General features: G+C 63.7%; 18 protein-coding genes. 7 read left to right on the top strand and 11 right to left on the bottom strand.

Translation table 11 applies throughout. The features are described 5' to 3' along the window. Window positions 1-772 precede the first annotated feature (772 nt). Window positions 773-973, bottom strand: a complete 201-nt coding sequence (locus ACSQ3L_RS10705) for a hypothetical protein (RefSeq protein ID WP_436159911.1) — start codon at window positions 971-973, stop codon at window positions 773-775. 288 nt (window positions 974-1,261) lie between these two features. Here ACSQ3L_RS10705 and ACSQ3L_RS10700 point away from each other — a divergent pair, with 288 nt between their 5' ends. The 4 genes from ACSQ3L_RS10700 (at window position 1,262) to ACSQ3L_RS10685 (ending at window position 5,052) form a co-directional block, all read left to right on the top strand. Continuing rightward, a complete protein-coding gene (locus tag ACSQ3L_RS10700) occupies window positions 1,262-2,725 on the top strand; it encodes a phospholipase D-like domain-containing protein (RefSeq protein WP_436159910.1) in 1,464 nt (487 codons plus the stop codon). A 108-nt stretch (window positions 2,726-2,833) separates the two neighbouring features. Further along, complete coding sequence (locus ACSQ3L_RS10695; protein WP_436159909.1) at window positions 2,834-3,682, top strand: endonuclease/exonuclease/phosphatase family protein; 849 nt, start codon at window positions 2,834-2,836, stop codon at window positions 3,680-3,682. A gap of 62 nt (window positions 3,683-3,744) precedes the next feature. Continuing rightward, window positions 3,745-4,083, top strand: coding sequence for a hypothetical protein (locus ACSQ3L_RS10690; RefSeq protein ID WP_436159908.1), 339 nt, complete (start codon window positions 3,745-3,747; stop codon window positions 4,081-4,083). A gap of 60 nt (window positions 4,084-4,143) precedes the next feature. Beyond that, window positions 4,144-5,052, top strand: a complete 909-nt coding sequence (locus ACSQ3L_RS10685) for a hypothetical protein (RefSeq protein ID WP_436159907.1) — start codon at window positions 4,144-4,146, stop codon at window positions 5,050-5,052. A 62-nt stretch (window positions 5,053-5,114) separates the two neighbouring features. Here ACSQ3L_RS10685 and amaB read toward each other — a convergent pair whose 3' ends face one another. The 8 genes from amaB to ACSQ3L_RS10645 all read right to left on the bottom strand — a co-directional run bounded on the left by amaB (window position 5,115) and on the right by ACSQ3L_RS10645 (window position 17,972). Then, complete coding sequence (gene amaB, locus ACSQ3L_RS10680) at window positions 5,115-6,629, bottom strand: L-piperidine-6-carboxylate dehydrogenase (RefSeq protein ID WP_436159906.1); 1,515 nt, start codon at window positions 6,627-6,629, stop codon at window positions 5,115-5,117. 185 nt (window positions 6,630-6,814) lie between these two features. Beyond that, window positions 6,815-8,089 carry an RNA polymerase sigma factor gene (locus tag ACSQ3L_RS10675; protein ID WP_436159905.1) on the bottom strand — a complete coding sequence of 425 codons (1,275 nt, stop codon included), beginning with the start codon at window positions 8,087-8,089 and terminating at the stop codon, window positions 6,815-6,817. Beyond that, entirely contained in the window at window positions 8,086-8,460 is a 375-nt protein-coding gene (locus tag ACSQ3L_RS10670; RefSeq protein ID WP_436159904.1) for a YciI family protein, read from the bottom strand. Before ACSQ3L_RS10670 ends, ACSQ3L_RS10675 begins: the two co-directional genes overlap by 4 nt. A 108-nt stretch (window positions 8,461-8,568) precedes the next feature. Then, the gene (locus tag ACSQ3L_RS10665) at window positions 8,569-9,660 is read right to left on the bottom strand and encodes a DNA topoisomerase IB (RefSeq protein WP_436159903.1); all 1,092 of its coding nucleotides are present in this window, start codon (window positions 9,658-9,660) and stop codon (window positions 8,569-8,571) included. Window positions 9,661-9,757: 97 nt separating this feature from the next. After that, window positions 9,758-10,642 (bottom strand): transglutaminase family protein, encoded by an 885-nt coding sequence (locus ACSQ3L_RS10660; RefSeq protein WP_436159902.1) that lies wholly within the window; start codon window positions 10,640-10,642, stop codon window positions 9,758-9,760. 3 nt (window positions 10,643-10,645) lie between these two features. Next, window positions 10,646-13,057 (bottom strand): circularly permuted type 2 ATP-grasp protein, encoded by a 2,412-nt coding sequence (locus ACSQ3L_RS10655; protein ID WP_436159901.1) that lies wholly within the window; start codon window positions 13,055-13,057, stop codon window positions 10,646-10,648. A 6-nt stretch (window positions 13,058-13,063) separates the two neighbouring features. Further along, window positions 13,064-16,423, bottom strand: a complete 3,360-nt coding sequence (locus tag ACSQ3L_RS10650; protein ID WP_436159900.1) for a DUF2126 domain-containing protein — start codon at window positions 16,421-16,423, stop codon at window positions 13,064-13,066. A gap of 352 nt (window positions 16,424-16,775) precedes the next feature. Continuing rightward, window positions 16,776-17,972, bottom strand: coding sequence for an acyl-CoA dehydrogenase (locus tag ACSQ3L_RS10645; RefSeq protein WP_292180913.1), 1,197 nt, complete (start codon window positions 17,970-17,972; stop codon window positions 16,776-16,778). Between the two features lie 155 nt (window positions 17,973-18,127). Here ACSQ3L_RS10645 and ACSQ3L_RS10640 point away from each other — a divergent pair, with 155 nt between their 5' ends. The 3 genes from ACSQ3L_RS10640 (at window position 18,128) to ACSQ3L_RS10630 (ending at window position 19,649) form a co-directional block, all read left to right on the top strand. Continuing rightward, entirely contained in the window at window positions 18,128-19,024 is an 897-nt protein-coding gene (locus ACSQ3L_RS10640) for a LysR family transcriptional regulator (protein ID WP_436159899.1), read from the top strand. A 55-nt stretch (window positions 19,025-19,079) separates the two neighbouring features. Beyond that, window positions 19,080-19,334: a type II toxin-antitoxin system ParD family antitoxin gene (locus ACSQ3L_RS10635; RefSeq protein WP_436159898.1), complete on the top strand. Its 255-nt coding sequence runs from the start codon at window positions 19,080-19,082 to the stop codon at window positions 19,332-19,334. A gap of 204 nt (window positions 19,335-19,538) precedes the next feature. Beyond that, window positions 19,539-19,649, top strand: a complete 111-nt coding sequence (locus ACSQ3L_RS10630) for a type II toxin-antitoxin system RelE/ParE family toxin (RefSeq protein ID WP_436159897.1) — start codon at window positions 19,539-19,541, stop codon at window positions 19,647-19,649. A gap of 58 nt (window positions 19,650-19,707) precedes the next feature. Here the strand turns inward: ACSQ3L_RS10630 and ACSQ3L_RS10625 are convergent, their stop codons facing one another. Together ACSQ3L_RS10625 and ACSQ3L_RS10620 are read right to left on the bottom strand one after the other, a co-directional pair. Next, complete coding sequence (locus ACSQ3L_RS10625) at window positions 19,708-22,032, bottom strand: Tex family protein (RefSeq protein ID WP_436163408.1); 2,325 nt, start codon at window positions 22,030-22,032, stop codon at window positions 19,708-19,710. A 128-nt stretch (window positions 22,033-22,160) separates the two neighbouring features. Then, entirely contained in the window at window positions 22,161-23,342 is a 1,182-nt protein-coding gene (locus tag ACSQ3L_RS10620) for a serine hydrolase domain-containing protein (protein WP_436159896.1), read from the bottom strand. Window positions 23,343-23,361 lie beyond the last annotated feature (19 nt).

Below are 23,361 nucleotides of genomic sequence, written 5' to 3'. Positions count from 1 at the left end.
GCCGCTTTCCCGAGCATCGTCCGTATTTTTCATTGCCTGGCCTCAGCCGCTGCCGCCTGAAATCCCCCTTAGCCCGACCCGGACCCAACGTAACGCACATAGCGCGGATAGTGAATAACATCCGTATGCAAACAAAAAATTTTGTTCGGGATAAGAAGAAAAATATGGCCAACACGGGAAATTCTGGAACATTTTTCCCGCGTTGATGAAGAGTCCCCTCCATCAACGCGTGGCACCCTTCGAGCTTCAGGGCTATCGCCTATGGAATTTCCAGAGATATCTGCCCGGCACGGACCCCCGCCCCTGACCTTCCCCACAAGGGGGAGGGCAATCGCATATGGCAGCGCCAGCCCCCTCTCCGTCTCGGCTTCGCCGAGCCACCTCTCCCCCACTTTGTGGGGGCGAGGAACCCAGGCTTTTCAGGGTTGCGGCCTCGACGGTTGTTTCCTCGCCCCCATGAAATGGGGGAGAGGTGGCCGCGTAGCGGTTGGAGAGGGGGGCTGGCGCTGCCATATGCGGGCCTTGCCTGTGCGGCGGGTCACCGGCGCAGATCAGCACCATAAGCAAATGTGTACCATAGCTGACGTCACAGAGTCAAGAAAAAATTCCTATCTTGAAAAGCTGCCACAAAAGCTGCCAACATCGCCGAACTGGCTGCCGCGAGGCCTTTTGTCAGCCTGAGTTCGGAGCCCTGCTTCGGGCTTGGGAATAATTCCCCCATTTCGGCGGCCATGCAACAAGACAATGCAGAGCTACCGGATTCGCGGCCCGGTCATTGCGGATCGTCGCGACGATTCTCGTACAAATCCCATGCAAGGTCGACAAAACCCAGAAGAACATCCTCCTCGCTCCACCCAGCAGCGACTGCCGCCTGAACGATTTCGCGGATGAGAGGCAGCAATTGGCGTTGGCATTCGGCCGAAATATCGATATCGGCGTCATCCCCCGGAGGCCCATCGAAGTTGAACTTCATCGTTCGGCGCCCCCCTCGCCATCAATCAAAATGTTAAATCGTTAATTATGTTCCTGCTGATATACATTACATCCAGGACCAAAGCATAGGAAGCCTTGTAGGACCAACGCAGAACAGGACGATGCCGGGCTCTATGCTTCCCCTGGGTCAGATTGGTTTCTGAACAGAAATCCATCAGGGCTTCATCGTGGTCGAAATCTTGAGTCAGGCTGCATGCCGCTATCCGGCGAATATGCGGCGTGCCCCTCTGCATTGCCTTCCGCAACCGCTCGCTGGATAGTCTCGGCTATGCTGGAGACCCTGACGACTCACTGGACTCAAATTCTCGCGATCATCTCGGTGGTGATGGCGACCGTCGGTATCGTCCACGCCGTCATGACCAAGGAGGATGTCCGCGCCGCCACCGGCTGGGTCGGCGTGATGGTGCTGTCGCCGATCCTCGGCGTGATTATCTATGCCGTGGCCGGCATCAACCGCATCCGCCGCGCCACGATCACCGCGCAGCGTCCTTTTGCCGGCGACGCGGTGTCGGCCAAGCATGAGCGCGACGTCGCCATCGAGGAGGCCATGATCGTCGAGCGTTACGGGCAGCGGTTCACGGGTTTGAGGACACTGGGCGACAGGGTGGCGCGGCGCGCGCTCAATCCTGGAAATGCAATCGATGTGCTGGAGACCGGCGACGAGGCCTATGCCGCCATGTGCGCGGCGATCGACGGGGCCGAGCGCAGCGTCCTGCTCGAGACCTATATTTTCGACAATGATGCCGTCGGCCTGCTCTTCGTCGAAGCGCTGGCCGGCGCCGTCAAGCGCGGCGTCGCCGTCCGCGTGCTGATCGACGCCGTCGGCGCCCGCTACTCCGTGCCGAGCATCCTTGGGCATTTGCGCGAGGCCAAGATCCCCGCCGATGTCTTCAACGGCAACATCGTCATGGGCCTGCGCCTGCCCTATGCCAATCTCCGAACCCACCGGAAGATCCTCGTGGTCGACGGCATGGCCGCCTTTACCGGCGGCATGAACATCCGCAAGGGTTTTTCCGCCGAATTCGCCGGCTCCAACAGCGCCAGGGACACGCATTTCCGGGTGACCGGTCCGGTCGTCGCCGACCTTTTTTCGATCGCCGCCGAGGACTGGCGCTTCGCCACCAAAGAGGCGCTGAAGGGCGACGCCTGGCGCATTGCCCCGCTGTCACCCCCGCCCGGCGTGCCGATGCTGGTACGGGCGGTCGCTTCCGGCCCGGATGCCAGCAACGAAACCAACCACAAGCTGCTGATCGGTGCCTTCTCGGTCGCTCGCAAGTCGATCCGGCTGATGTCGCCCTACTTCCTGCCGGACCGGGAACTGATCAGCGCGCTGATCACCGCCGCCCGTCGCGGTGTCGAGATCGACATCCTCGTTCCGGCGGTCAACAACCTCTTCCTGGTCGACCGCGCAATGACAGCCCAGTTCGACCAGGTCCTGAAACATTATTGCCGCGTCTGGCGCACGGAAGGACCTTTCGACCATTCGAAGCTGCTGTCGATCGACGGCGTGTGGGCCTATGTCGGTTCCTCCAATCTCGATGCCCGGTCGCTGCGGCTCAACTTCGAGATCGACCTTGAAATTCTCGACGCCGGCTTCGCAAGCGAGATCGAGGCGCGGATCGGGTCGGCGATGACAACCGCCGTGCCGGTGACGCTCGAAGCCTTGCGCGCCCGGCCCTTTCTTATCAGGCTGTTCGATCGGGCCTTGTGGCTCGGCTCGCCCTATCTCTAGGGCTGAGGTGCGCCGTTGTGGAACTTGTCATGGAACATACGCCGAAATTGCCTATTTTGACTGTATCCGGCTTCTGAACTGAAGCCAGCGAGGACGAGCAGCACAGACATGCAAAGATTTGGACGCAGCCTCCCGGCAAGCATGCTTCTGTCCATTCGCGACCGCCGGATGCGGAAGGCAAACGCCGCCGCACATAAGACCACGGCCACCACCGGTACGCTGGTTGCCTCCTACAACGTCCACAAATGCATCGGCGTCGACAGGAAATTCGACCCGGAGCGGACCATCCGCGTCATCCGCGAAATCGATCCGGATGTCATCGCGCTGCAGGAAGCCGACAACCGCTTCGGTGACCGTGACGGGCTTCTCGACCTGCCCCGGCTCGAACGGGAAACCGGACTGGTTCCGGTGCCGATTTCGGCCACCGGCAAGGGCCATGGCTGGCATGGCAACGTCTTGCTGTTCAAGAAGGGCGTCGTTCGCGACGTGCATCAGATCAAGCTTCCGGGACTGGAGCCGCGCGGCGCGCTGGTGGCGGAGATCGACCTCGATGGAAGCCAGACGCTGCGCATCATCGCCGCCCATCTCGGCCTGCTGCGCCGCTCGCGCTCCCAGCAGGCACGTGTCGTGCTCGACCTGATGAACAGCCCGGACGAAAGGCCGACCTTGCTGCTCGGCGACCTCAACGAATGGCGGCTCGGCAACCGCTCCGCGCTCAACACGCTGCATGCGACATTCGGCCCGCAGCCGCCGGCGGTCCCCACCTTCCCGTCGAACCTGCCGCTGCTGGCGCTCGACCGGATCATGGCCAACCGGCATGGCATGATCGCCGCCATCGACGCGCATGACACGCCGCTTTCGCGCGTTGCCTCCGATCACCTGCCGCTGACGGCCTTCGTGCGCCTGGAGCGGGTGGACGATAACGCCTTGATGTCTCCAGCGTCGCAAAGCGTGTAAAATTAAGCGGAACGCCCGGTTCTTCCGTGAGTTAACATGTCTTGAAAACGCAGGAGGACGAGATGAAAAAGTTGATGCTGGCTTCCCTTTTGGCATTGGCCGCGACAGCGGCGGTCATTGCGCCAACGCAAGCGGCAAGCCTGACCATCCAGTCCGACGACGATAGCCGATATTTGCCGGATGACGATTCCGACAGTGGGATTGTCATTCGCCGTCACCACCGTGATCGCTATTATGACAATCAGTATGATGACGACCAGTATGACGGCGACCGGAGCGTTCAGTATGACAATTATGGCCAATACCGCCGCTACCACCGGCATCATCGCTGCCATATCGAACTGGTCAAGCACTGGCGCCACCACCACAGGGTGATCGAGGAGGTCCGCGTCTGCGGCTGATCTTGGTTGCTATCGGGAAGAGTTTGCCAGCCTCTGGACACAGCTGCGTAAGGCTGAAAAATGTGGACCGCGACTCCGCTTTTGGAGTTGAATCGCAACGCAAGGAGGACGGCGCTGAATCTGGAAGACATTGCCGGCAATCCGGCGTTGCATCGCCACGTTCAGGAACAGTCGCTGGCGCTGATACAGATCTATCAAGACAGCCCGCGGCTGGCTTCCATTTTCGCCACGCAGCAGCGTTGGCTGATGGGCCATGTCGGCCTTGCCATGCATTTCAGGCGCGATCCGTATGACCGTCGCAAGGAGTTGACGGTATCGCGTTTCATCGAGTTCGTGCACCAGCACGCGGTGGCCAGCCGCAACACGGCGGACGCTTTCATCAAGGAGATGCTTCACTACCACATTGCCGAATATGTGTCGGGTGGCGATGGCCGTACGCACCCCCTGCAGCCGACAGCGGCCACCGTGCGGACTTTTACCGGTTGGGTCCTTGCCCATCTGCGGACGCTGGATCATCTCGACGGTGGCGACCGGCTGGCCAGGTTCCTGGAGCGGCCCAAGATGGTTGCCAGGCTGCAGCCCCTGGTGGCGGACGGCCTGCTTGCCTCCAAGCCGGTCCGCGAACCCAACCAGACCTTTTCCCTGTTCATCTGGCTCAACAATGGCGGCATCGTCATGGACTGGCTGATGTCGGGCATCGATACCGATCATGCCGGCCTGGACCGGATTCCGACCAGCGTGGTTTCGATCGGAGATTTCGCCAAATGGCTCAAGCTGTCGCGGACCCATCTGGCCCGCAAGCTGCGCGCTGCCGAGGATCTCGGCAGCATCGGCTGGCTCGGCCAGCGCGGCCATTCGGTGATGTGGGTGTCGAACACCTTCTACCAGGAGTACATGATCGTCCAGGCCGCCAAGCTGGCCATTGTCGATGCCGCTTTCGATGCCTGTTTCCCGCCGGCTGGCAGCTGACCGCTGGCATCCCCCTTGGGGGATGCCTTATTCAATCGCCGGACGATCAAATCCCGGAGCTCTCAGTCGATGTCGAACGAGACGCCCTGAGCGAGCGGCAGCGCCTTGGAATAATTCACCGTGTTGGTGGCGCGGCGCATATAGGCCTTCCACGCATCGGAGCCGCTCTCGCGGCCGCCGCCGGTCTCCTTTTCGCCGCCAAAGGCACCGCCGATCTCGGCGCCCGATGTGCCGATGTTGACATTGGCAATGCCGCAATCCGACCCGTCGACACCGAGGAAGCGCTCGGATTCCTGCAGATCGCGGGTGAAGATCGACGAGGAAAGCCCAGCGCCGACCGCATTGTGCTCGTCGAGCACGGCGTCGAAATCCGAATATCTCATCACGTAGAGGATCGGCGCGAAGGTCTCTTCCGTCACCGGTGAGACCTGCTTGGGCATTTCGACGAGCGCTGGATGCACGTAGTAGGCATCCGGATGGCCGTTCTCGACCCGTGCGCCGCCGGTGACCTTGCCGCCATGGGCGGCAGCTTCTTTCAGCGCCTTCTGCATGGCGTCGAAGGCCGCCTTGTCGATCAGCGGACCGACCAGCGAGGAGGTCTCCAGCGGATTGCCGACCGACACGCTTTCGTAGGCCTTCTTGAGACGTGGAACCAGGGCGTCGTAGACGCTGTCATGCACGAACAGGCGCCGCAGAGTCGTGCAGCGCTGTCCGGCCGTGCCCATGGCGCCGAAGGCAATGGCGCGCAGCGCCATGTCGAGATCGGCGGTCGGGCAGACGATGCCGGCATTGTTGCCGCCAAGCTCCAACACCGCGCGGGCAAAGCGCTTGGCCAGGCGCGGGCCGACGTCGCGGCCCATACGGGTCGAGCCGGTGGCCGAAACCAGCGGCACCTTGGGATGATCGACCAGGATCTCGCCGACGGCGCGGTCGCCGATCAGCACCGGCGCCAGACCTTGCGGTGCGTCCGCGCCGAAGCGCTTGACCGCACGCGCAAAGATCGCCTCGCAGGCAAGTGCGGTCAGTGGGGTTTTTTCCGACGGCTTCCACACCACCGCGTCGCCGCAGACCAGCGCCAGCGCTGCGTTCCACGACCACACCGCGACCGGGAAGTTGAAGGCGGAAATGACGCCGACGACGCCGAGCGGATGCCAGGTTTCCATCATCCGGTGGCCAGGGCGCTCGGTGGCGATGGTCAGGCCGTACAATTGCCGGGAGAGGCCGACGGCGAAATCGCAGATGTCGATCATTTCCTGCACTTCGCCGAGCCCCTCGGACGGGATCTTGCCGACCTCGATCGACACCAGCCGGCCAAGCTCGGCCTTGTGCGCGCGCAACTCCTCGCCGAGCAGCCGCACCAGTTCGCCACGCCGCGGACCCGGCACCATCCGCCAGGCCTGGAAGGCCTTGTGCGCGGCATCGATGGTCTTGGCCGCGTCAGCCGGTGAGATCGTCTTCAGCGCCGCGATCTGCTCGCCCGTCACGGGGCTGCGCACGATCAGGTCGCCGCCGACAAGCGCCTCCTTGGCCACACCCAGTTTCGCCAAAAGCTCGGTCGTTTCCTTCGCAATCGTCATTTTGTCCCTTTCAAATCCCGTCGCTATCATATGGCGCCGGTCAAAGCCTTGCGCCATGGCGCCCGCGTGCGCGAAGGCACCTCAGGCACGATCATGGCGTGGCATTACTCGTTTCAAGGGAAAATCACCACCCCGGCATGGTCTAAGCCCAAACTACACGATTGAGCCAGATAGGCCGATGACGCTCAGTTTGCCTTCTTGGCCGGCAGGCGCACGGCACCGTCCTTCATCAGCCGGTCGATGTGCATGCGGATATGGGCTGCTTCCGCTGCTGTGTTGGCCAGCGCAATGGCGCGGTCGAAGGCAACACGCGCCTCCTCGCCCCGGTCAAGCTGCATCAAAAGGCCACCCTTGAGGCCGAAGAAGTGGAAATAGCCGGAAAGCCGGTCTTCCAGCGGCTCGATCATGGCAAGCGCCTCTTCCGGTCCACGCACTTTCGAGACCGCGACGGCCCGGTTGAGCGTGACCACCGGTGACGGCTGCATCTGCTCGAGCAAGCGGTAGAGCAGGTCGATCTCGTTCCAATCAGTGTCCTCGGCCTTTTCGGCCCGCGCATGCAGCGCGGCAATAGCCGCCTGCACCTGATAGGGACCGGGCTGGCGGTGGCGCAACGCCTTGTCGACCAGCGCCAGCCCCTCATCGATCATCTTGCGGCTCCACAGGCTGCGATCCTGATCCTCGAGCAGAACGATCTCGCCGCTCTCGTCAAAACGGGCCGGAGCGCGCGCATGCTGGAGGAGCAGCAGCGCCGTCAGCCCCATGATCTCCGGCTCGGTCTGGAACAGCCGCAGCAGCAGCCGTGCGAGCCGGATCGCCTCCTCGCACAGCGGCGCGCGGGCCGGCGCCTCGCCGCTGTTGGTCGAATAGCCTTCGTTGAAGATCAGGTAGACCATGGCGGCGACGGCGGCGAGCCGCTCCGACCGCTCGACGGCGCCAGGCGTCTCGAACGGCACGCCGGCATCCGCAATGCGCGCCTTGGCGCGGGTGATGCGCTGCTCCATGGCGCTTTCGCCGACCAGGAAGGCGCGCGCGATCTGCTTGACCGTGAGGCCCGAGACAATCCGCAGCGCCACCGCGATCTGCTGCGTTGCCGGGAGATCGGGATGGCAGCAGATGAACAGCAGCCGCAATATGTCGTCGCGGTAATGCGCCCCGTCCAGCCGCTCGGCGATATCGCTCTCGGCATCCTCCAGGTCGGAGATCTGGTCTTCCTCCGGCATCGGCGCCTGCTTGGCGCGCTTGCGCACCGCATCGATGCCGCTGTTGCGGCCGACAAAGATCAGCCAGGCGGCGGGGTCGCGCGGCGGCCCGTTCTGCGGCCAGTTCTTGATGGCCCTGAGGCACGCATCCTGGAAAGCTTCCTCCGCCGTATCGAGATCGCGGAAATAACGCAGCAGTGCGCCCATCGCTTGCGGACGGGCGGCGCTGATCGCCGAGCTGATCCAGGCGAGTTCGGTCATGCTGGAACCTTGGCGGGAATGAAGACCGAGACCGGCCTGATTTCATAGGAGCCGCCGCTCGGATTGACTTCGGAAAGCTCGCGAGCGAACTCCACCGCCTCGTCGAGATCGGCGCATTCGAGCGTGTAGAAACCGAGGAACTGTTCCTTGGTCTCGGCAAACGGTCCGTCGATGACGATCGATTCGCCCTTGACCTTCCTCAGCGTCGTCGCGGCGGTCGTCGGCAAGAGCCGTGCCACCGGGCCAAGCCGGCCAGCCTTGGCATACTTGTCCTGGACGTCGAGGAGATTGGCCATGACCTCGTCGTCCTGTGCCTTGCTCCAGGAGCAGACGACATCTTCGGAAGCATAGCAGAGGATTGCGTAGAGCATGGCTGGTCCTTTTCTCTGTCAAAGGACGAAACAGTAAGACCGATCCCGACACGACGTCGATAAAAAAATCCCGACGCCGCGGATTTGGCGACCGCCGGTCGCCGCCAGTCAGCTTTCGCGCAGCTTCAGCCATCGCAGCACCAGAGCTTCTTCGTCATCGAGACCGTCGATCGAGCGCTTGCGCTGGTTGGCTTGCACCATTTCGTCCAGCAACCGTCCCTTTGACCATGCTTCGAAGACCTGCGGATGGATGTAGCATTTGCGGCAGACGGCGCGCGTGTTGCCCAACCGCTCGGCGACCTTGTCGATGACGCTGTTCATCGCCCTTTTTCGCTGCGCCTGGCTTTGCGGCAGTTCCGTTTGCGCAAACAGCGACGCGGCATGAATTGTGCCGCCCCAGGTGCGGAAATGCTTCGAACTGAACGCATCGCCGAGAGCCTCGCGGATATAGCGGTTGACGTCGTCGGAGTGGACCGGCCGTCTGTCGCCGTCCTCATCAAGATACTGGAACAGCTTCTGGCCCGGAAGATCCTGCGCGCCGCGCACGATTCTGGCGATGCGGCGGTCGACCAGCTTCAGCTTCCACTCCTTGCCGGATTTGCCCTTGAAGGCGAAGCGCAGGCTTGAGCCGACGATATCGACATGGCGGTCACGCAACGTGGTCAACCCGAAACTCTTGTTGTCGCGGGCGTAGGCGGCATTGCCGACCCGGATCATCGTGTTGTCGAGCAGCCAGACGACCGCGGCGACGACACGGTCGAGCGGCAGGCCACGTCGGCGCAGATCGCTGTCGATCCTGCGCCGCAGTTGCGGCAGGCTCTCGGCGAAAGCGACAAGGCTCGAATATTTGGCGTCGTCGCGTTCCGCGGCCCACCGCGGATGGTAGCAATATTGCTTGCGTCCGCGCTGGTCCCTGCCGGTCGCCTGGATATGGCCATCCGCGTCGGGCGAAATCCACACATCCGTCCAGGCCGGCGGGATGACGATCGCCTCGATACGTGCTCTCGCGGCGCCAGAAACCGCCCGCCCGTCCGGTCCCTTGTAGGAAAACCCCTTGCCTGCCTTCAGCCGCCGGATACCGGGCTCTGCATCGCTGACATAGGTAAGCGCGGCATGGTCGGCGGGGCGTTGCGCCCCGTCTTTCGGCGCGGCGTCTTCGTCAGCCGAACGGCTGTGCGACAATTCGGATTTTTGCAGCATGTCGGCTCCACGCAAATATCCGTAGATAAGCCGTTAGCCGATTGCTGGTTCCACACGCTTCGAAAGGCCTGTGGCGCCAACAGTGTGAGTCTGCCTTTCAGACTTTTTCGAGCACGACCGGAATGACGTCGACAGCTTGCTCGCCAACCTGTCCCCCCGTGGTCTTCAGAACGCCGACGATCGGCGCCACGTCCGAATAGTCGCGGCCGTAGCCGACAGTGATGTGGTCGTTGCTGGCGCGCATGCCGTTGGTCGGATCGAATTCCTGCCAGCCGGCATCGCGCCCGCACCAGACCTTGACCCAGGCATGCATGGCATCGGCGCCTTCCAGCCGGGGTTTGCCCTTCGGCGGGATGGTGCGCAGGAAGCCGCTGACATAACCCGCCGGAATGCCGAGCCCGCGCAGGCCGGCGATCATGATGTGCGAAAAATCCTGGCAGACGCCGCGCTTCAGCCTGAAGGCATCGCTGGCCCGGGTCCGCACCGTGGTCGCCTCGCCGTCATAGACGAAATCGCGATGGATGCGGTTGCACAGGTTCATGGCCGTGCCGGCGGCGGAGCCGGCAATGCTATCGCGGGCGTAGGTGGTGATCGCAGCATCGATGCCGGCATGGGTGCTGGCCGTCAGGAAATGGTGCGGTGTATCAGGCGCCAGCGATCGCACCGCGGCGAGCTCCTGCCTGAGCCGGCCGATATCGGGCGACACGTCGAGCCCGGGCTCTGGCCGCGACACCGATACGCGCGCGCTCATCCTTATGTCGAGCGTGTCGTGCGCGTCGCGAAAGGCGATCGAGGTGACATTGTTGCCGAAGAAATCGGAGAAGTCGGAACGCTCGTTGGCCGCCGGCGCAAAGGACAGGGATGCCGCGATGACACGCTGCACGCCTGATATCGTCGACGGCAGCACACGCACCTGATGACGGCCGCCGCCTGCAGCGGCAGCGTAGTCGTAGTGGAGGTGAAGCCTGATGTCGTAGAGCATGATTTAGCCGAAATAGGCCTTGGCGAGGCTGTTGTAGAGGCCGCCGATTTCGTAGGCGAGTTCGTCCAGCGCCTTTGCCGTCATGTCCGAAGGCTCCTTGATGGCGATCTGGGTGTTGAGCTGCAGGATCTCTTTCGCCGCCGGCGACATGTGCCCCTCGCCGCCGAGCGATGGCAACAGGCCGATCTCGGCCTTCAGCCTTTCGAGCTGGAACAGAATGGAGCGCGGATTGAGCGGGTCGAGCGCCAGGAGATCGATCACCGTGCGTCGGCCGGCCTGTACCGGATACTGCCGGCGGTGGGTCATCACGCTGTCGCCGATCTCCAGCATCATGTCGAGCGCGCCGTCCGGCGCCTTGGCGCTGGTCAGCCGGGACAGCGTGCGGGCGATCTGGATCCCGCGTTCCAGCCGCCGGCCGATCTCGAGGAACCGCCAGCCGGCGAAGCGGTACATGTTCTCGTGCAGCAGGCCGGAAAAGCCGGCGAGCTTGCGCAGGATGACCGTCATCGCCCGGGTCGCGTCGTCGCCCGGCGCCACCGTCGTCGCGAACTGGTGAATGGTCTTCGACAGGTCCTTCAGCGCCAGCCAGCCATCGGGCGAGAAGCGGTCGCGGATCTGGCCGGCGCTATAGACCGCGCTATCCAGCGTGCCGATCAGGCCCGACGGGATCGCCGTCTCGACGTCGATGCCGAAGGGTTCGAGATAGTCCCTGATGTCGGCAAGCAGCGGCATGTCCGGGTCGGAAGTTTCGGCCAGCCGCACATGATAGGCGCGCAGGATGCGCACCGTGTCTTCCGAGCGTTCGATGTAGCGCCCGAGCCAGGTCAGGTTCTCCGCCGCACGGCTGGGCAGGCTGCCAGGCCTGGTGCGGGTGAAACTGTCGCCTTCTTGCGGCAGCAGCGTCTCGCGCTCTACTGGTTTGTCGCTGACAACCCAGACATCCGCTGCCTGGCCGCCGCGCTGCATGGCGATCGCCGTCGGGTCGAGCGACAGCCCGACGCGGGCAAAACCGCCCGGCATCACCGTCCAGCCGTCGGGCGTGCGCGCCAGATAGACACGCAGGCTCGCCGGCCGCGGCTCCAGCCAGCCGCCGACATAGACGGGTGTCGTCGAAAGCGTAACCGCTTCCTGGCCGACGAAGGCGCCGCCATCGCGTTCGATGCGTGCCACCAGTTCCGCCCGCTCCCCCACGGAAAGCACGGAGCCGAGCTTCGTCTGGTCGTCATCCTCGAAGGCAAGTCTCGTCGACAGCGCCGGTCCGATAACCATGCGGTCGATATTGGCCAGCACATGCGCGCGTTCCGACGCCTGGCCGCACCACCATGTCGCGACGCTTGGCAGCAGCAATTCCTCGCCCCGCAAGGCGCGCGAAATCTTGGGCAGGAAGGCGAGCAGCGCGCGCGTCTCCATCAGGCCCGAGCCCAGCGCGTTGACGGTCGCAACCGCACCCTGGCGGATCGCCTCGACCAGGCCCGGCGTGCCGATCTGCGAATCCGCGCGCAGTTCGAGCGGATCGGCGAAGGCGGCGTCGAGCCGCCGCCACAACACGCTGATCGGCATCAGGCCGGAAACCGTGCGCACCATCAGCCTGCCGCCGGAAACGGTGAGGTCCTCGCCTTCGAGCAGCATGATGCCGAGATAGCGGGCGATATAGGCGTGTTCGTAATAGGTTTCGTTGAGCGGCCCCGGCGTCAGAATGGCGACGCGGCCGTCGGTTTCCTTGGCCATGCCGATCAGCGCATCGCGAAAACGGCGAAAAAAGCTGGCAAGGCGGTGCACATGCATCTCGCCATAGATGTCGGACAGCGCGCGCGTGGTGGCGACGCGGTTTTCCAGCGCAAAGCCTGCTCCGGAAGGTGCCTGGGTGCGGTCGCCCAGTACCCACCACTGACCATCAGGCCCGCGGCCGAGTTCGAAGGCGCAGAAATGCAGGAAATGGCCGCCGGCCGGCCTGGTGCCGACGACAGGCCGCAAATATTCGGGACTGGCGGCGATCAACCCCGCCGGCAGTATGCCTTTTTCGACCAGCCGGTTCGGCCCGTAGATGTCGGCGACGGTCTCTTCGAACAGCTCGGCGCGCTGCACGAGGCCGGCGCTGATCGCAGCCCACTCGCTCTCCTCGATGAGAACCGGGACATGCGCCAGCGGCCATTCGCGCTCATTGGCGCCGGCCTTGTCGTAGACGCGGTAGTAGACGCCTGCATCGCGCAGATACTGGTCGGCACGGGCAAAGCGCTGACCGAGCTTTTCAGCCCCAAGTTCCTCGAGCGCCTCGACAAAATGCTTCCAGACCGGACGGGGGTTGCCTGATGCATCGACCATCTCGTCGACGACGCCGTCGATCGGCTGGTAGTGCTCCAGCAGACTGTGGATCTGCGGCTTGCCGCGTACCCTCTTGTGATTCCCCTTCGCCATTGTCGATCAGAGTCTTGCCGGCCGCCGAAGGTCAAGGGTCATCGGGAAATCTTCCGTGGGTTGCTCCTCGCGCAGCACATAGCCGGACGGCGTATGGCCGCGCGGTTCGAAGCGGGCGAGCCGCCGAGCTTCCGCCTCGTTGCCGTTGACCGGGAAGGTGTCGTAGCTGCGGCCGCCGGGATGGGCGACATGATAGACGCAGCCGCCGACTGCCCGACCTGACCAGCGATCGTAGATATCGAACACCAGCGGCGTGTTGACCGGAAGCGCCGGATGCAGGCCCGATGCAGGCTGCCAGGCCTTGAAGCGCACGCCCGCCACCGCCACTTCGTGGTTGTCGGTGACCTTCATCGGCACGATTCGGCCGTTGCAGACCACGGCATGGCGCTCCGGATTGAGCCCTTCGGTCTTGACCTGCAGCCGCTCCACCGAGGAATCGACGAAGCGCACGGTGCCGCCAATCGCCCCCTGTTCGCCCATGACATGCCAGGGTTCGAGCGCCTGCCGCAGTTCGAGCTTGATGCCGGCGTGTTGAACCTCGCCGCAGAACGGGAAGCGGAATTCGAGCTGCGCGTCGAACCATTCGGGACGGAACTCGAAACCGTTCAGCTTGAGGTCGTCGAGCACGTCGAGAAAATCCGCCCAGACATAATGCGGCAGCATGAAGCGGTCGTGCAACGAGGTGCCCCACCGCACGAAGCGGCCGTCGAGCGGGCTCTTCCACGCGCGGGCAATGATCGCCCTGACAAGCAGTTGCTGCGCGAGGCTCATGCGCGCATTGGGCGGCATCTCGAAGCCGCGGAATTCGACCAGGCCGAGCCGACCGGTGGGGCCGTCCGGCGAGAACAGCTTGTCGATGCAGATTTCCGAACGATGCGTATTCCCGGTGACGTCGGTCAACAAATTGCGGAACAGCCGGTCGACCAGCCACGGCAAGGGTGCGTTGCCCTGGTCTGGATGCGGCACCTGCGCCATCGCGATTTCCAGTTCGTAGAGCGAGTCGTGGCGCGCCTCGTCGAAACGCGGCGCCTGGCTGGTCGGGCCGATGAACAGGCCGGAAAACAGGTAGGACAGCGAGGGACGCCGCTGCCATTGCAGCACCAGGCTCTTCAACAGGTCCGGTCTACGCAGGAACGGGCTATCATTGGGGGTCGCACCGCCGACCACGACATGATTGCCGCCGCCGGTGCCGGTGTGGCGGCCATCGATCATGAACTTGTCGGCGCCAAGCCGCGTCTGCCGCGCTTCCTCGTAGATCGCCGTCGTCGTCGCCACGCACTCCAGCCAGTTGGACGCCGGATGGATGTTGACCTCGATGACGCCGGGATCGGGCGCGACGCGGATGACGTTGAGGCGCGGATCGTGCGGCGGGCCATAGCCTTCGATATGCACGGGAAGGCCGATCGCCTTTGCCGCGTTCTCGGCCGCAGCGACCAGTTCGAGATAATCTTCCAGCGCCTCGACCGGCGGCATGAACACGCAAAGCCGCCCATCGCGCGGTTCGACCGAAAGCGCGGTGCGCACCGCGCCGCCAATCTCGGTGATCTTCTGTTCGACGCGATCCTGCTGGCCGGTAGCCGCCGTGAAGGACGCCGCCTGCTGGCGTCGCGCCATCTCGTCGGCGCCTTCCAGCTCGGCTGGAGCCGTCTCAGGCAATATGGCTTCACGCGCGGGCAGCGGTCCGCGCGGCAGCGACGGATCGACCGGCACGATGTAGGGGAACTGCGCGGGCGGCACATAGGGCAGCGTACCCAGCGGCAAGCGGTAGCCGACGGGTGAATCGCCAGGCACCAGGAACAACCGGCCGCGCCGCGTCTTCCATTTTTCCGAGCGCCAGCGCGGATCTGATGCCTGGCTGTTCCAGCGCTGCACCGGTAGCACGTAACCCGACGGTTTCGTCAGCCCGCGTTCGAACACTTTGGCCATGCGGCTGCGTTCTTCCGGGTCCTCCAGCTTGGAGTTGGACGGATCGACGTTGTCGGGCAACTTGCCTTCCTTGAGCAGCCATTCGGCCGGATCCTCATAGGCTTCGCTGACCATGGCCTTGTCGATGCCGAGTTCGCCGGCGATCGCGGTGAGCAGGCTTTCGGCCTGCTTCGGGCCGATATCGGCCTGGCTCTTTTCGCGTGCGATCAGCGACGGATCGCTCCACACCGGCTCGCCATCGGCACGCCAATAGAGCGAGAAGGTCCAGCGCGGCAGGCTTTCGCCCGGGTACCATTTGCCTTGGCCATAGTGGAGAAAACCACCCGGCGCGAAACGCTCGCGCAGTTTTCGGATCAACTCGTCGGCCTTTTCCCGCTTGGTCGGGCCGACCGCGGCGGTGTTCCACTCGGCCGACTCGAAATCGTCGATCGACACAAAAGTCGGCTCGCCGCCCATGGTCAGCCGCACATCGCCGGCCGCGAGTGCGGCATCGACCTTGTTGCCCAGCGTATCGAGTGCCTGCCAGCTTTCGTCCGAGAACGGTTTGGTGATGCGCGGATGTTCGGCGATACGGTCGACCCGCATCTCGAAGCCGAATTCGACATTGGCAAAGCTCGCCATGCCCGAAATCGGGGCCGCATTACGGAAATGCGGTGTGGCGGCCAGCGGCACATGACTCTCGCCGGTGAGCAGGCCCGAGGTCGGGTCGAAGCCGATCCAGCCGGCGCCGGGAAGATAGACCTCGCACCAGGCATGCAGATCGGTGAAGTCGACCGCTGTTCCGGCTGGACCGTCGAGCGCCACCAGATCGGGCTTCAGCTGGATCAGATAGCCGGAGACGAAGCGAGCGGCGATGCCGAGATTGCGCAGGATCTGCACCAGCAGCCAGCTTGAATCGCGGCACGATCCCTTGGCGGCGGCCAGAGTTTCCTCCGGCGAGAACACGCCGGTTTCCATACGCACGATATAAGCGATCTCGCGCTGCAGCCGTGCATTGAGATCTACCAGGAAATTGACGGTATTGGTGGCGCTGCGGTCAATGGTACCGAGGAAGGCCGACAGCAGTGGCCCGACCGGTTCCGGCGTCCGGTAGATGGCGAGATCATCACTGATGTCCTCGGGATACTCAAACGGAAACGTCTCGGCCGACGGCTCGACGAAGAAATCGAACGGATTGTAGACCGTCATGTCAGCGACGAGATCGACCTCGATCTTCAGCTCGCTCACCGGCTCCGGGAAGACGAAACGGGCAAGGAAGTTGCCGTAGGGATCCTGCTGCAGATTGACGAAGTGGTTCGCCGGCTCGACTTTCAGCGAATGGCTCAGCACCTTGGTACGGGAATGCGGCGCCGGCTGCAGCCTGATGATCTGCGGCCCGAGAACCACCGGCCGGTCGTATTTGTAGTGGGTCAGGTGGTAGACAGCAGCCAGAATTGCCATGGGACCCCGGAATTCAGCGTTTCAAACGAACGTTAGACCCTGACACAGATAGTAGCCGATCTCCAAGCGGATGTTGCGGTGCACCCAATCGAACGCCTTGTTTCGTCTTCCCGAGCAGGTCGACCCCCACTCCGTCTCGGCTTCGCCGAGCCACCTCTCCCCCGGTCGACGGGGTAGAGGAAGGGCGCGAACCTATTCCGGCTGGCTCCCTTCCTCTCCCTCCGGAGGGGGGAGAGGTGGCTCGGCGAAGCCGAGACGGAGTGGGGGAAGGCGGTCCTCAATCGCGCGGCCTTTGGTAACGCGATCAGCAATCCATTCAGGCGCGCACATTGCCTGCATGGCGCTGCCCGGCTCAGAAAAACGCCTGTATCCCGGTCTGCGCCCGTCCCAGGATCAGTGCATGCACGTCATGCGTGCCTTCATAGGTGTTGACCGTCTCCAGGTTCTGCGCGTGGCGCATGACGTGATAGCCGATCTGGATGCCGTTGCCGCCATGCATGTCGCGGGCCTGGCGGGCGATATCGAGCGCCTTGCCGCAATTGTTACGCTTGACGATCGAGATCATTTCCGGCGCCATCTTGCCTTCATCCAGCAGCCGCCCGACGCGCAAGGACGCCTGCAAACCCAGTGCGATCTCGGTCTGCATATCCGCCAGCTTCTTCTGGTAAAGCTGAGTGCCGGCCAGCGGCTTGCCGAACTGCTTGCGGTCGAGACCGTACTGGCGGGCGCGGTGCCAGCAATCTTCCGCGGCACCCATTGAGCCCCAGGAAATGCCGAAGCGAGCCCGGTTGAGGCATCCGAATGGACCGCCGAGTCCCTTTGCGTTGGGCAGCAGCGCGTCCTCGCCGACCTCGACGCCTTCCATCACCACTTCGCCGGTGATCGAAGCGCGCAGCGACAGCTTGCCGCCGATCGTCGGCGCCGAAAGCCCCTTCATGCCCTTTTCCAGCACGAAGCCGCGTATCTCGTCCTTGCCGTTCTCGCCCTTCAGCTTCGCCCAGACGACGAACACATCGGCGACCGGCGCGTTGGAAATCCACATCTTCGAGCCGGAGAGCCTGTAGCCATTGGCGGTCTTCTCGGCGCGCGTCTTCATGCCGCCCGGGTCGGAGCCGGCATCAGGCTCGGTCAGGCCGAAACAACCGATCCACTCGCCGCTGGCGAGCTTGGGCAGGTATTTTCTGCGCTGTTCGTCCGAGCCATAGGCGTAGATCGGATACATCACCAGCGACGACTGCACTGACATCATGGAGCGATAGCCCGAGTCAACACGTTCGACTTCCCGCGCGACCAGCCCGTAGGTCACATAGTTGGCGCCAAGCCCGCCGAATTCTTCCGGAATGTTGATCCCCAGCAGGCCGGCCTCGCCCATCTCGCGAAAAATCGCCGTGTCGAAGGTCTCGTTGAGATAGGCGTCCTCGATCCGCGGCGCGAGCTTGTCGGCGGCGAAGGCGGCCGCGCCGTCGCGCACCATGCGCTCGTCTTCCGAAAGCTGGTCCTCGATCAGGAACGGGTCTTCCCAGACGAAAGCATTCTTGTCGGCGGCCATGGCGTTCTCCCAAACCAACGCACGTCGCCCAAAAGTGCCCAGCAGTTTTGGGATGCGACATGCATGAAGCAAAATCTTGGCCCGGCTTATCGGCCCGCGCCTCGAAAAAATCAAACGAAATTGCTTCACCGATCAATGAGCTGTAGTAATGGATCATGAGTGTTCAGCGCCGGCTTTTGCCCAACATCAGCGCCCTTGCCGCCTTTGAGGCGGTGGCTCGCCTCGGCAGTTTCACCGCCGCCGCCCAGGAGCTCGATCTGACCCAGGGTGCGGTCAGCCGGCAGATCAGACTGCTGGAAGATCAGTTCGGTCGCCGGCTGTTCGAACGCGACAGCCGCAATGTCAGGCTGTCGGCGGCAGGCGAAATCTACGCGGAGGCGGTGCGCTCGGCGCTTGGCCAGTTGCGGGACGCAGCCCTTGGATTGATGAGCAATCGGCATAGTGGCATCCTGAACCTGGCCATCTTGCCAACCTTCGGCACACGCTGGTTGATGCCGATGATCCCCGATTTCGTCGAAAACAATCCTGACATCACCATCAACTTCGTCACCCGCGTCGGCCGCTTCGATTTCGCCAGGGAGAGGCTGGACGCCGCCATCCACTATGGTTTGCCGGACTGGCCGGAGGCCGACTCGACACTGTTGGTGCGCGAAACGGTGGCCCCGGTCGTGTCGCCCGAATTCCTCGCCAACCGCGTCATCGCCACGCCGGCCGACATCGGCCGCTTGCCGCTGCTGCATATGGCGACGCGCCCTGGCGCCTGGACCGAATGGTTCGAGCATCAGGGCCTGAGCGCGCCGACCGGACCCGGCATGCAGTTCGAACAGTTCGGCACCGCCGCCCAGGCCTGCATGGCGGGGCTCGGCGTGGCGCTGCTGCCGTTGATCCTCATATCAGGCGAATTGCAGCGCGGCCAGCTGGTGACGGCGCCCGGCCAGCCCATGCAAAGCCGCAGCGCCTACTATCTCGTCGTCCCGCACGACAAGCGCGGCCACCCGCCGGTCGCAAGCTTTCGCGACTGGCTGCTCACGCATGTCACCCGGCAGGTTTGACTTGGCCAATTTATCAAAAATTGATAATATTGGATAAAGTGAAAGGAGAAAACCTATGCCTGCAAGCTACAGCATCGGCCCCCGCTATGAGACATTGGTTCGCGAGTTGGTGGAAAGCGGCCGCTATGCCAGCGCCAGTGAAGTGATGCGTGACAGCCTGCGCCTGCTGGAAGAGCGCGAAGAACAGCGCGAGGCAAAGCTTGCTGCGTTGCGCGCGGATATTCGCAAAGGCGTGGAAAGCGGCCCGGGCATCCCTGCCGAAGAGGTATTTCAGCGACTGGAAACAAAATACAGCGGCGGAAAGCCGTGAACTATGGCGGTCATATTTGCGCCAGCCGCCGCGCAGGACGTCGAAGAGATCAGCGATTACATCCATGCTGAAAATCCAGCCGCGGGTCGGCGCTTCATAGCCGCGCTCAGGCAACGTTGTGGCCGCATTGCAGACGCGCCGCGTGGTGGCGTTCCCCGCCCGATCCTGTGACCCGGCCTGCGCTCCATTGCATTTCAGCGCTATATGATTTTCTACACCACCGACGGCGATGATGTGCGTATCGAGCGCGTCTTGCATGGTGCCCGCGACATCCCAACCATTCTTGAGGGAGGGCAGCCACTCAATGACCCTTGAACTCTACGCCCGCCAGTCTCGTAGGACTGGAACACTCAAAGGGCTTGTCGCAGAATAGCTACTTCCGCTTCAGCGCATCCGCCAAGGCAGCACCGAACGCGCCTTGTTGCGCCGGCCGTTCCGGCTGGCGCTGTGGCGCCGGCGAACGCGGCGCCGGCCTGCCGCCACCATTGTCGCGTGGCCCGCCACGCGGTGCACCGCCTTCGCCGCCGTCCTTGCGCATCGAAAGCGCGATGCGCTTACGCTTGATGTCGACGTCCACGACCCGCACCTTGACCACATCCCCGGCCTTGACCACCTCATGCGCATCCTTGATGAACCTGTCGGCCAGTTGCGAGACGTGTACCAGCCCGTCCTGATGCACACCGATATCGACGAAAGCGCCGAAGGCGGCCACATTGGTGACCGTGCCTTCCAGCAGCATACCGGGCTTCAGATCCTTGATGTCGTCAATGCCGTCGGCGAAAGTCGCCGTCTTGAAGCCCGGGCGCGGATCGCGGCCCGGCTTTTCCAGCTCCGCCAGGATGTCGCGCACCGTCGGCAAGCCGAAACGCTCGTCGACAAAGACACGCGGATCGAGTGCCTTCAGCGCGGTGCTGTCGCCCATCAGCGAACGGACATCGCGCCCGCAGGCCGCGACGATCTTCTTCGCCACGCCATAGGCCTCCGGATGCACCGACGAGGCATCGAGCGGCTCGCTGCCATTGGCGATGCGCAGGAAGCCGGCGGATTGTTCGAACGCGCGCGGTCCAAGCCGCGGCACCTTGAGCAGATCCTTCCGGCTGGCGAAAGGCCCGGTCGCATCGCGATGCGCAACGATAGCGTCGGCCAGCGACGCGCCGAGACCCGAAACACGCGCCAGCAGCGGCGCCGAGGCAGTGTTGAGGTCGACGCCGACGGCGTTGACGGCATCTTCCACCACCGCTTCCAGCGAGCGGCCAAGGCGGTACTGGTCGACATCGTGCTGGTACTGGCCAACGCCGATCGATTTGGGCTCGATCTTGACCAGTTCGGCCAAGGGATCCTGCAGGCGCCGGGCGATCGACACGGCGCCGCGCAGCGATACGTCGAGCCCGGGGAATTCCGCCGCCGCCGTTGCCGATGCCGAATAGACGGAAGCGCCCGCCTCGCTGACGATCACTTTCAGCGGCTTCGGGCCACCATCCGAAGGCATGTCGGACAGCATTTCCGCCACAAGCTTCTCCGTCTCGCGGCTGCCGGTGCCATTGCCGATCGAAATGAGCTCGACCTTGTGCTGGCGGATGAGTTTTGCGAGTTCCGCCTGCGTGCCACGCACATCGTTCCTGGGCGGGAATGGATAGACCGTCGTCGTCGTCAGCACCTTGCCGGTGCCGTCGACCACCGCCACCTTGACGCCGGTGCGGATGCCGGGGTCGAGCCCCATCGTCGCCCGCGAGCCTGCCGGGGCCGCCAGCAGCAAATCCTTGAGGTTGCGGGCGAACACATGGATCGCCTCTTCCTCGGCCCGCTCGCGCAGATCGCGCATCAGGTCGAGCGTCAGGTGCAGCGACAGTTTTATGCGCCAGGTCCAGCCGGCGACCTCCATCAGCCAGCGGTCGCCGGGCAGGCTGCCGCCGATGGCATAGGCATTGGCGATCATCCGCTCGACCGGCTTGACCTGCGAGGTGTCGTCGGCATCGACCTCGATGTCGAGCGACAGCACCTCCTCGTTACGGCCGCGCAGCATCGCCAGCGCGCGATGGCTCGGCACATTTGCCCAGCGCTCGACATGGTCGAAATAGTCGGAGAATTTCGCGCCGGCCTCCTGCTTGCCGTCGACCACCCTGGCCCGCATGAAGGCGCGCTCCTTCATGTAGGTGCGCAGTTTGCCGACCAGATCGGCATTCTCGGCGAACTGTTCCGACAGGATGTCGCGCGCGCCATCGAGCCCCGCCTTGGCATCGGCCACCTCTTCGCTGACATAGGTCAGAGCCAATTCGGCCGGGACGAGCGAACGGTCGGCAAGAATGGCTTCGGCCAGAGGCCCTAGTCCGCGCTCCCTGGCGATCTCGGCCTTGGTGCGGCGCTTGGGCTTGTAGGGCAGGTAGATGTCTTCCAGCTCCGCCTTGGTGGTGGCGGCGACGATCTTGCCCTCAAGCTCTTCGGTCAGCTTGCCCTGTTCGCGGATCGAGCCAAGAATGGTGTCGCGGCGCGCGTCGAGCTCACGCAGATAGGCGAGGCGTTCGGCAAGGTCGCGCAATTGCGTGTCGTCCAGCCCGCCGGTGACTTCCTTGCGATAGCGCGCCACGAACGGCACCGTTGCGCCCTCATCGAGCAGCTCGATCGCCGCCGCAGCCTGTTCCGGCCGCGCGCTGATCTCGGCCGCGATAATGGCTGCAATGCGCTTGATGTCGGATGCCATGTCGTTCCTGCTCTCGTCGAAAAGAGCGGCGACCATAGGCGCAGACATCCGGTCCGCCAACCGCCGTGCTTTGATCGGCCCGGCGGGTCCACAGGAAAGCGTGTGCTACTGTGGCGGCCAGGAGAGGATCAGACCATCCTGCTCAGCACCTCGAAGAAGGCGACAATCTCGACATCGAGCGGATCGTCGACCGGCTCGGGCTGCGACGACATCTTGGCGATCACCACTTCGGTCCTGGGATCGACATACAGCCACTGGCCATGGATGCCGATGCCGCAATAGGCGCCGTTCGGCAAGCCCGTCTGGTACCATTTGTTGCGATAGCGGCCCTTCGGGAACAGCGGCTGCATCGCGCCGCGCTGCCAAGCGTCGGAACTGCCGCCGCTAGCAACCGTATCGCGCACCCAGGCTTCCGGCACGATGCGACGACCATTGGCCGTCCCACCTTGCCGCATCATCTCGCCGACACGTGCCAGATCGCGCGGCGTCACCGAGATGCCGCCGGCGGTGCGCGCCGTGCCCTCCATGTCGACGCCAATCGAGGCTTCGCTGACGGCGCCAAGTGACAGCCACAATCTGTCGCGCATCAGGTCGGCAAAACGCTGGCCCGAAGCGCGCTCAAGCAGGATGCCGAGCAGATCGGAATTGGGCGAGCGGTAGCGGAAGGTCTGGCCATGCGGCTCGGCAAGACGCCGCAAGGTCAGGAGGAATTCGCGCAGGCTTTCGGTGCCGCCGCCCGGATTCCACAGCGTGGCGCGGCGATAGCGGGCGAAAGCGCTCTCCGGATCGAGATAGGCCTCCTCGAAATCGAGACTGACGCTCATGTCGAGCACATGCCGCACGCTGGCATCGCCATAGGCCGAGCCGGCGGCTTCAGGGATGTAGGCCGTCACCGGCGCCTCCGGGTCGAACACTCCCTCGCCCTCCAGTATGCCGGCGACAATGGCGGTCAGCGACTTGCTGATCGAAAAGACGATGTGGAGGGCGCCGAAATCCATATGCGGCGCGAACCAGTCGCCGACGATCTTGCCGCTTTTCATCACCGTCAGCGCGTCGGTGCTCGATCGGGCGAGAAACTCAGCCACCGTCTCCGGCGCGCCGGCAACCATGACCTTCTCGCCGAGCAGGCCGCCCATGTCCTGGGGCGGCGTCTCGACACCAGCCGATGCCGCAGCCACGCGGGCGGTTGGCACCAGTTCGCCGAGATTCTGGAACGACCACCGGTTGAACGGATTTTCGCGCCAGTTGGCGAGCACCACCTCGTTGCGGCGAAAGCCATATCGGACCTCGAACGCGGTCTTGCCGGTCATGACGTTTCCTTCCGGGTCG

Origin of the sequence: Mesorhizobium sp. LjRoot246, from assembly GCF_964254115.1 — a bacterium.
GTDB lineage: Bacteria > Pseudomonadota > Alphaproteobacteria > Rhizobiales > Rhizobiaceae > Mesorhizobium.
Note: the sequence above shows the minus strand (reverse complement) of the source record. Positions and strands in the feature narration are given on the sequence as shown.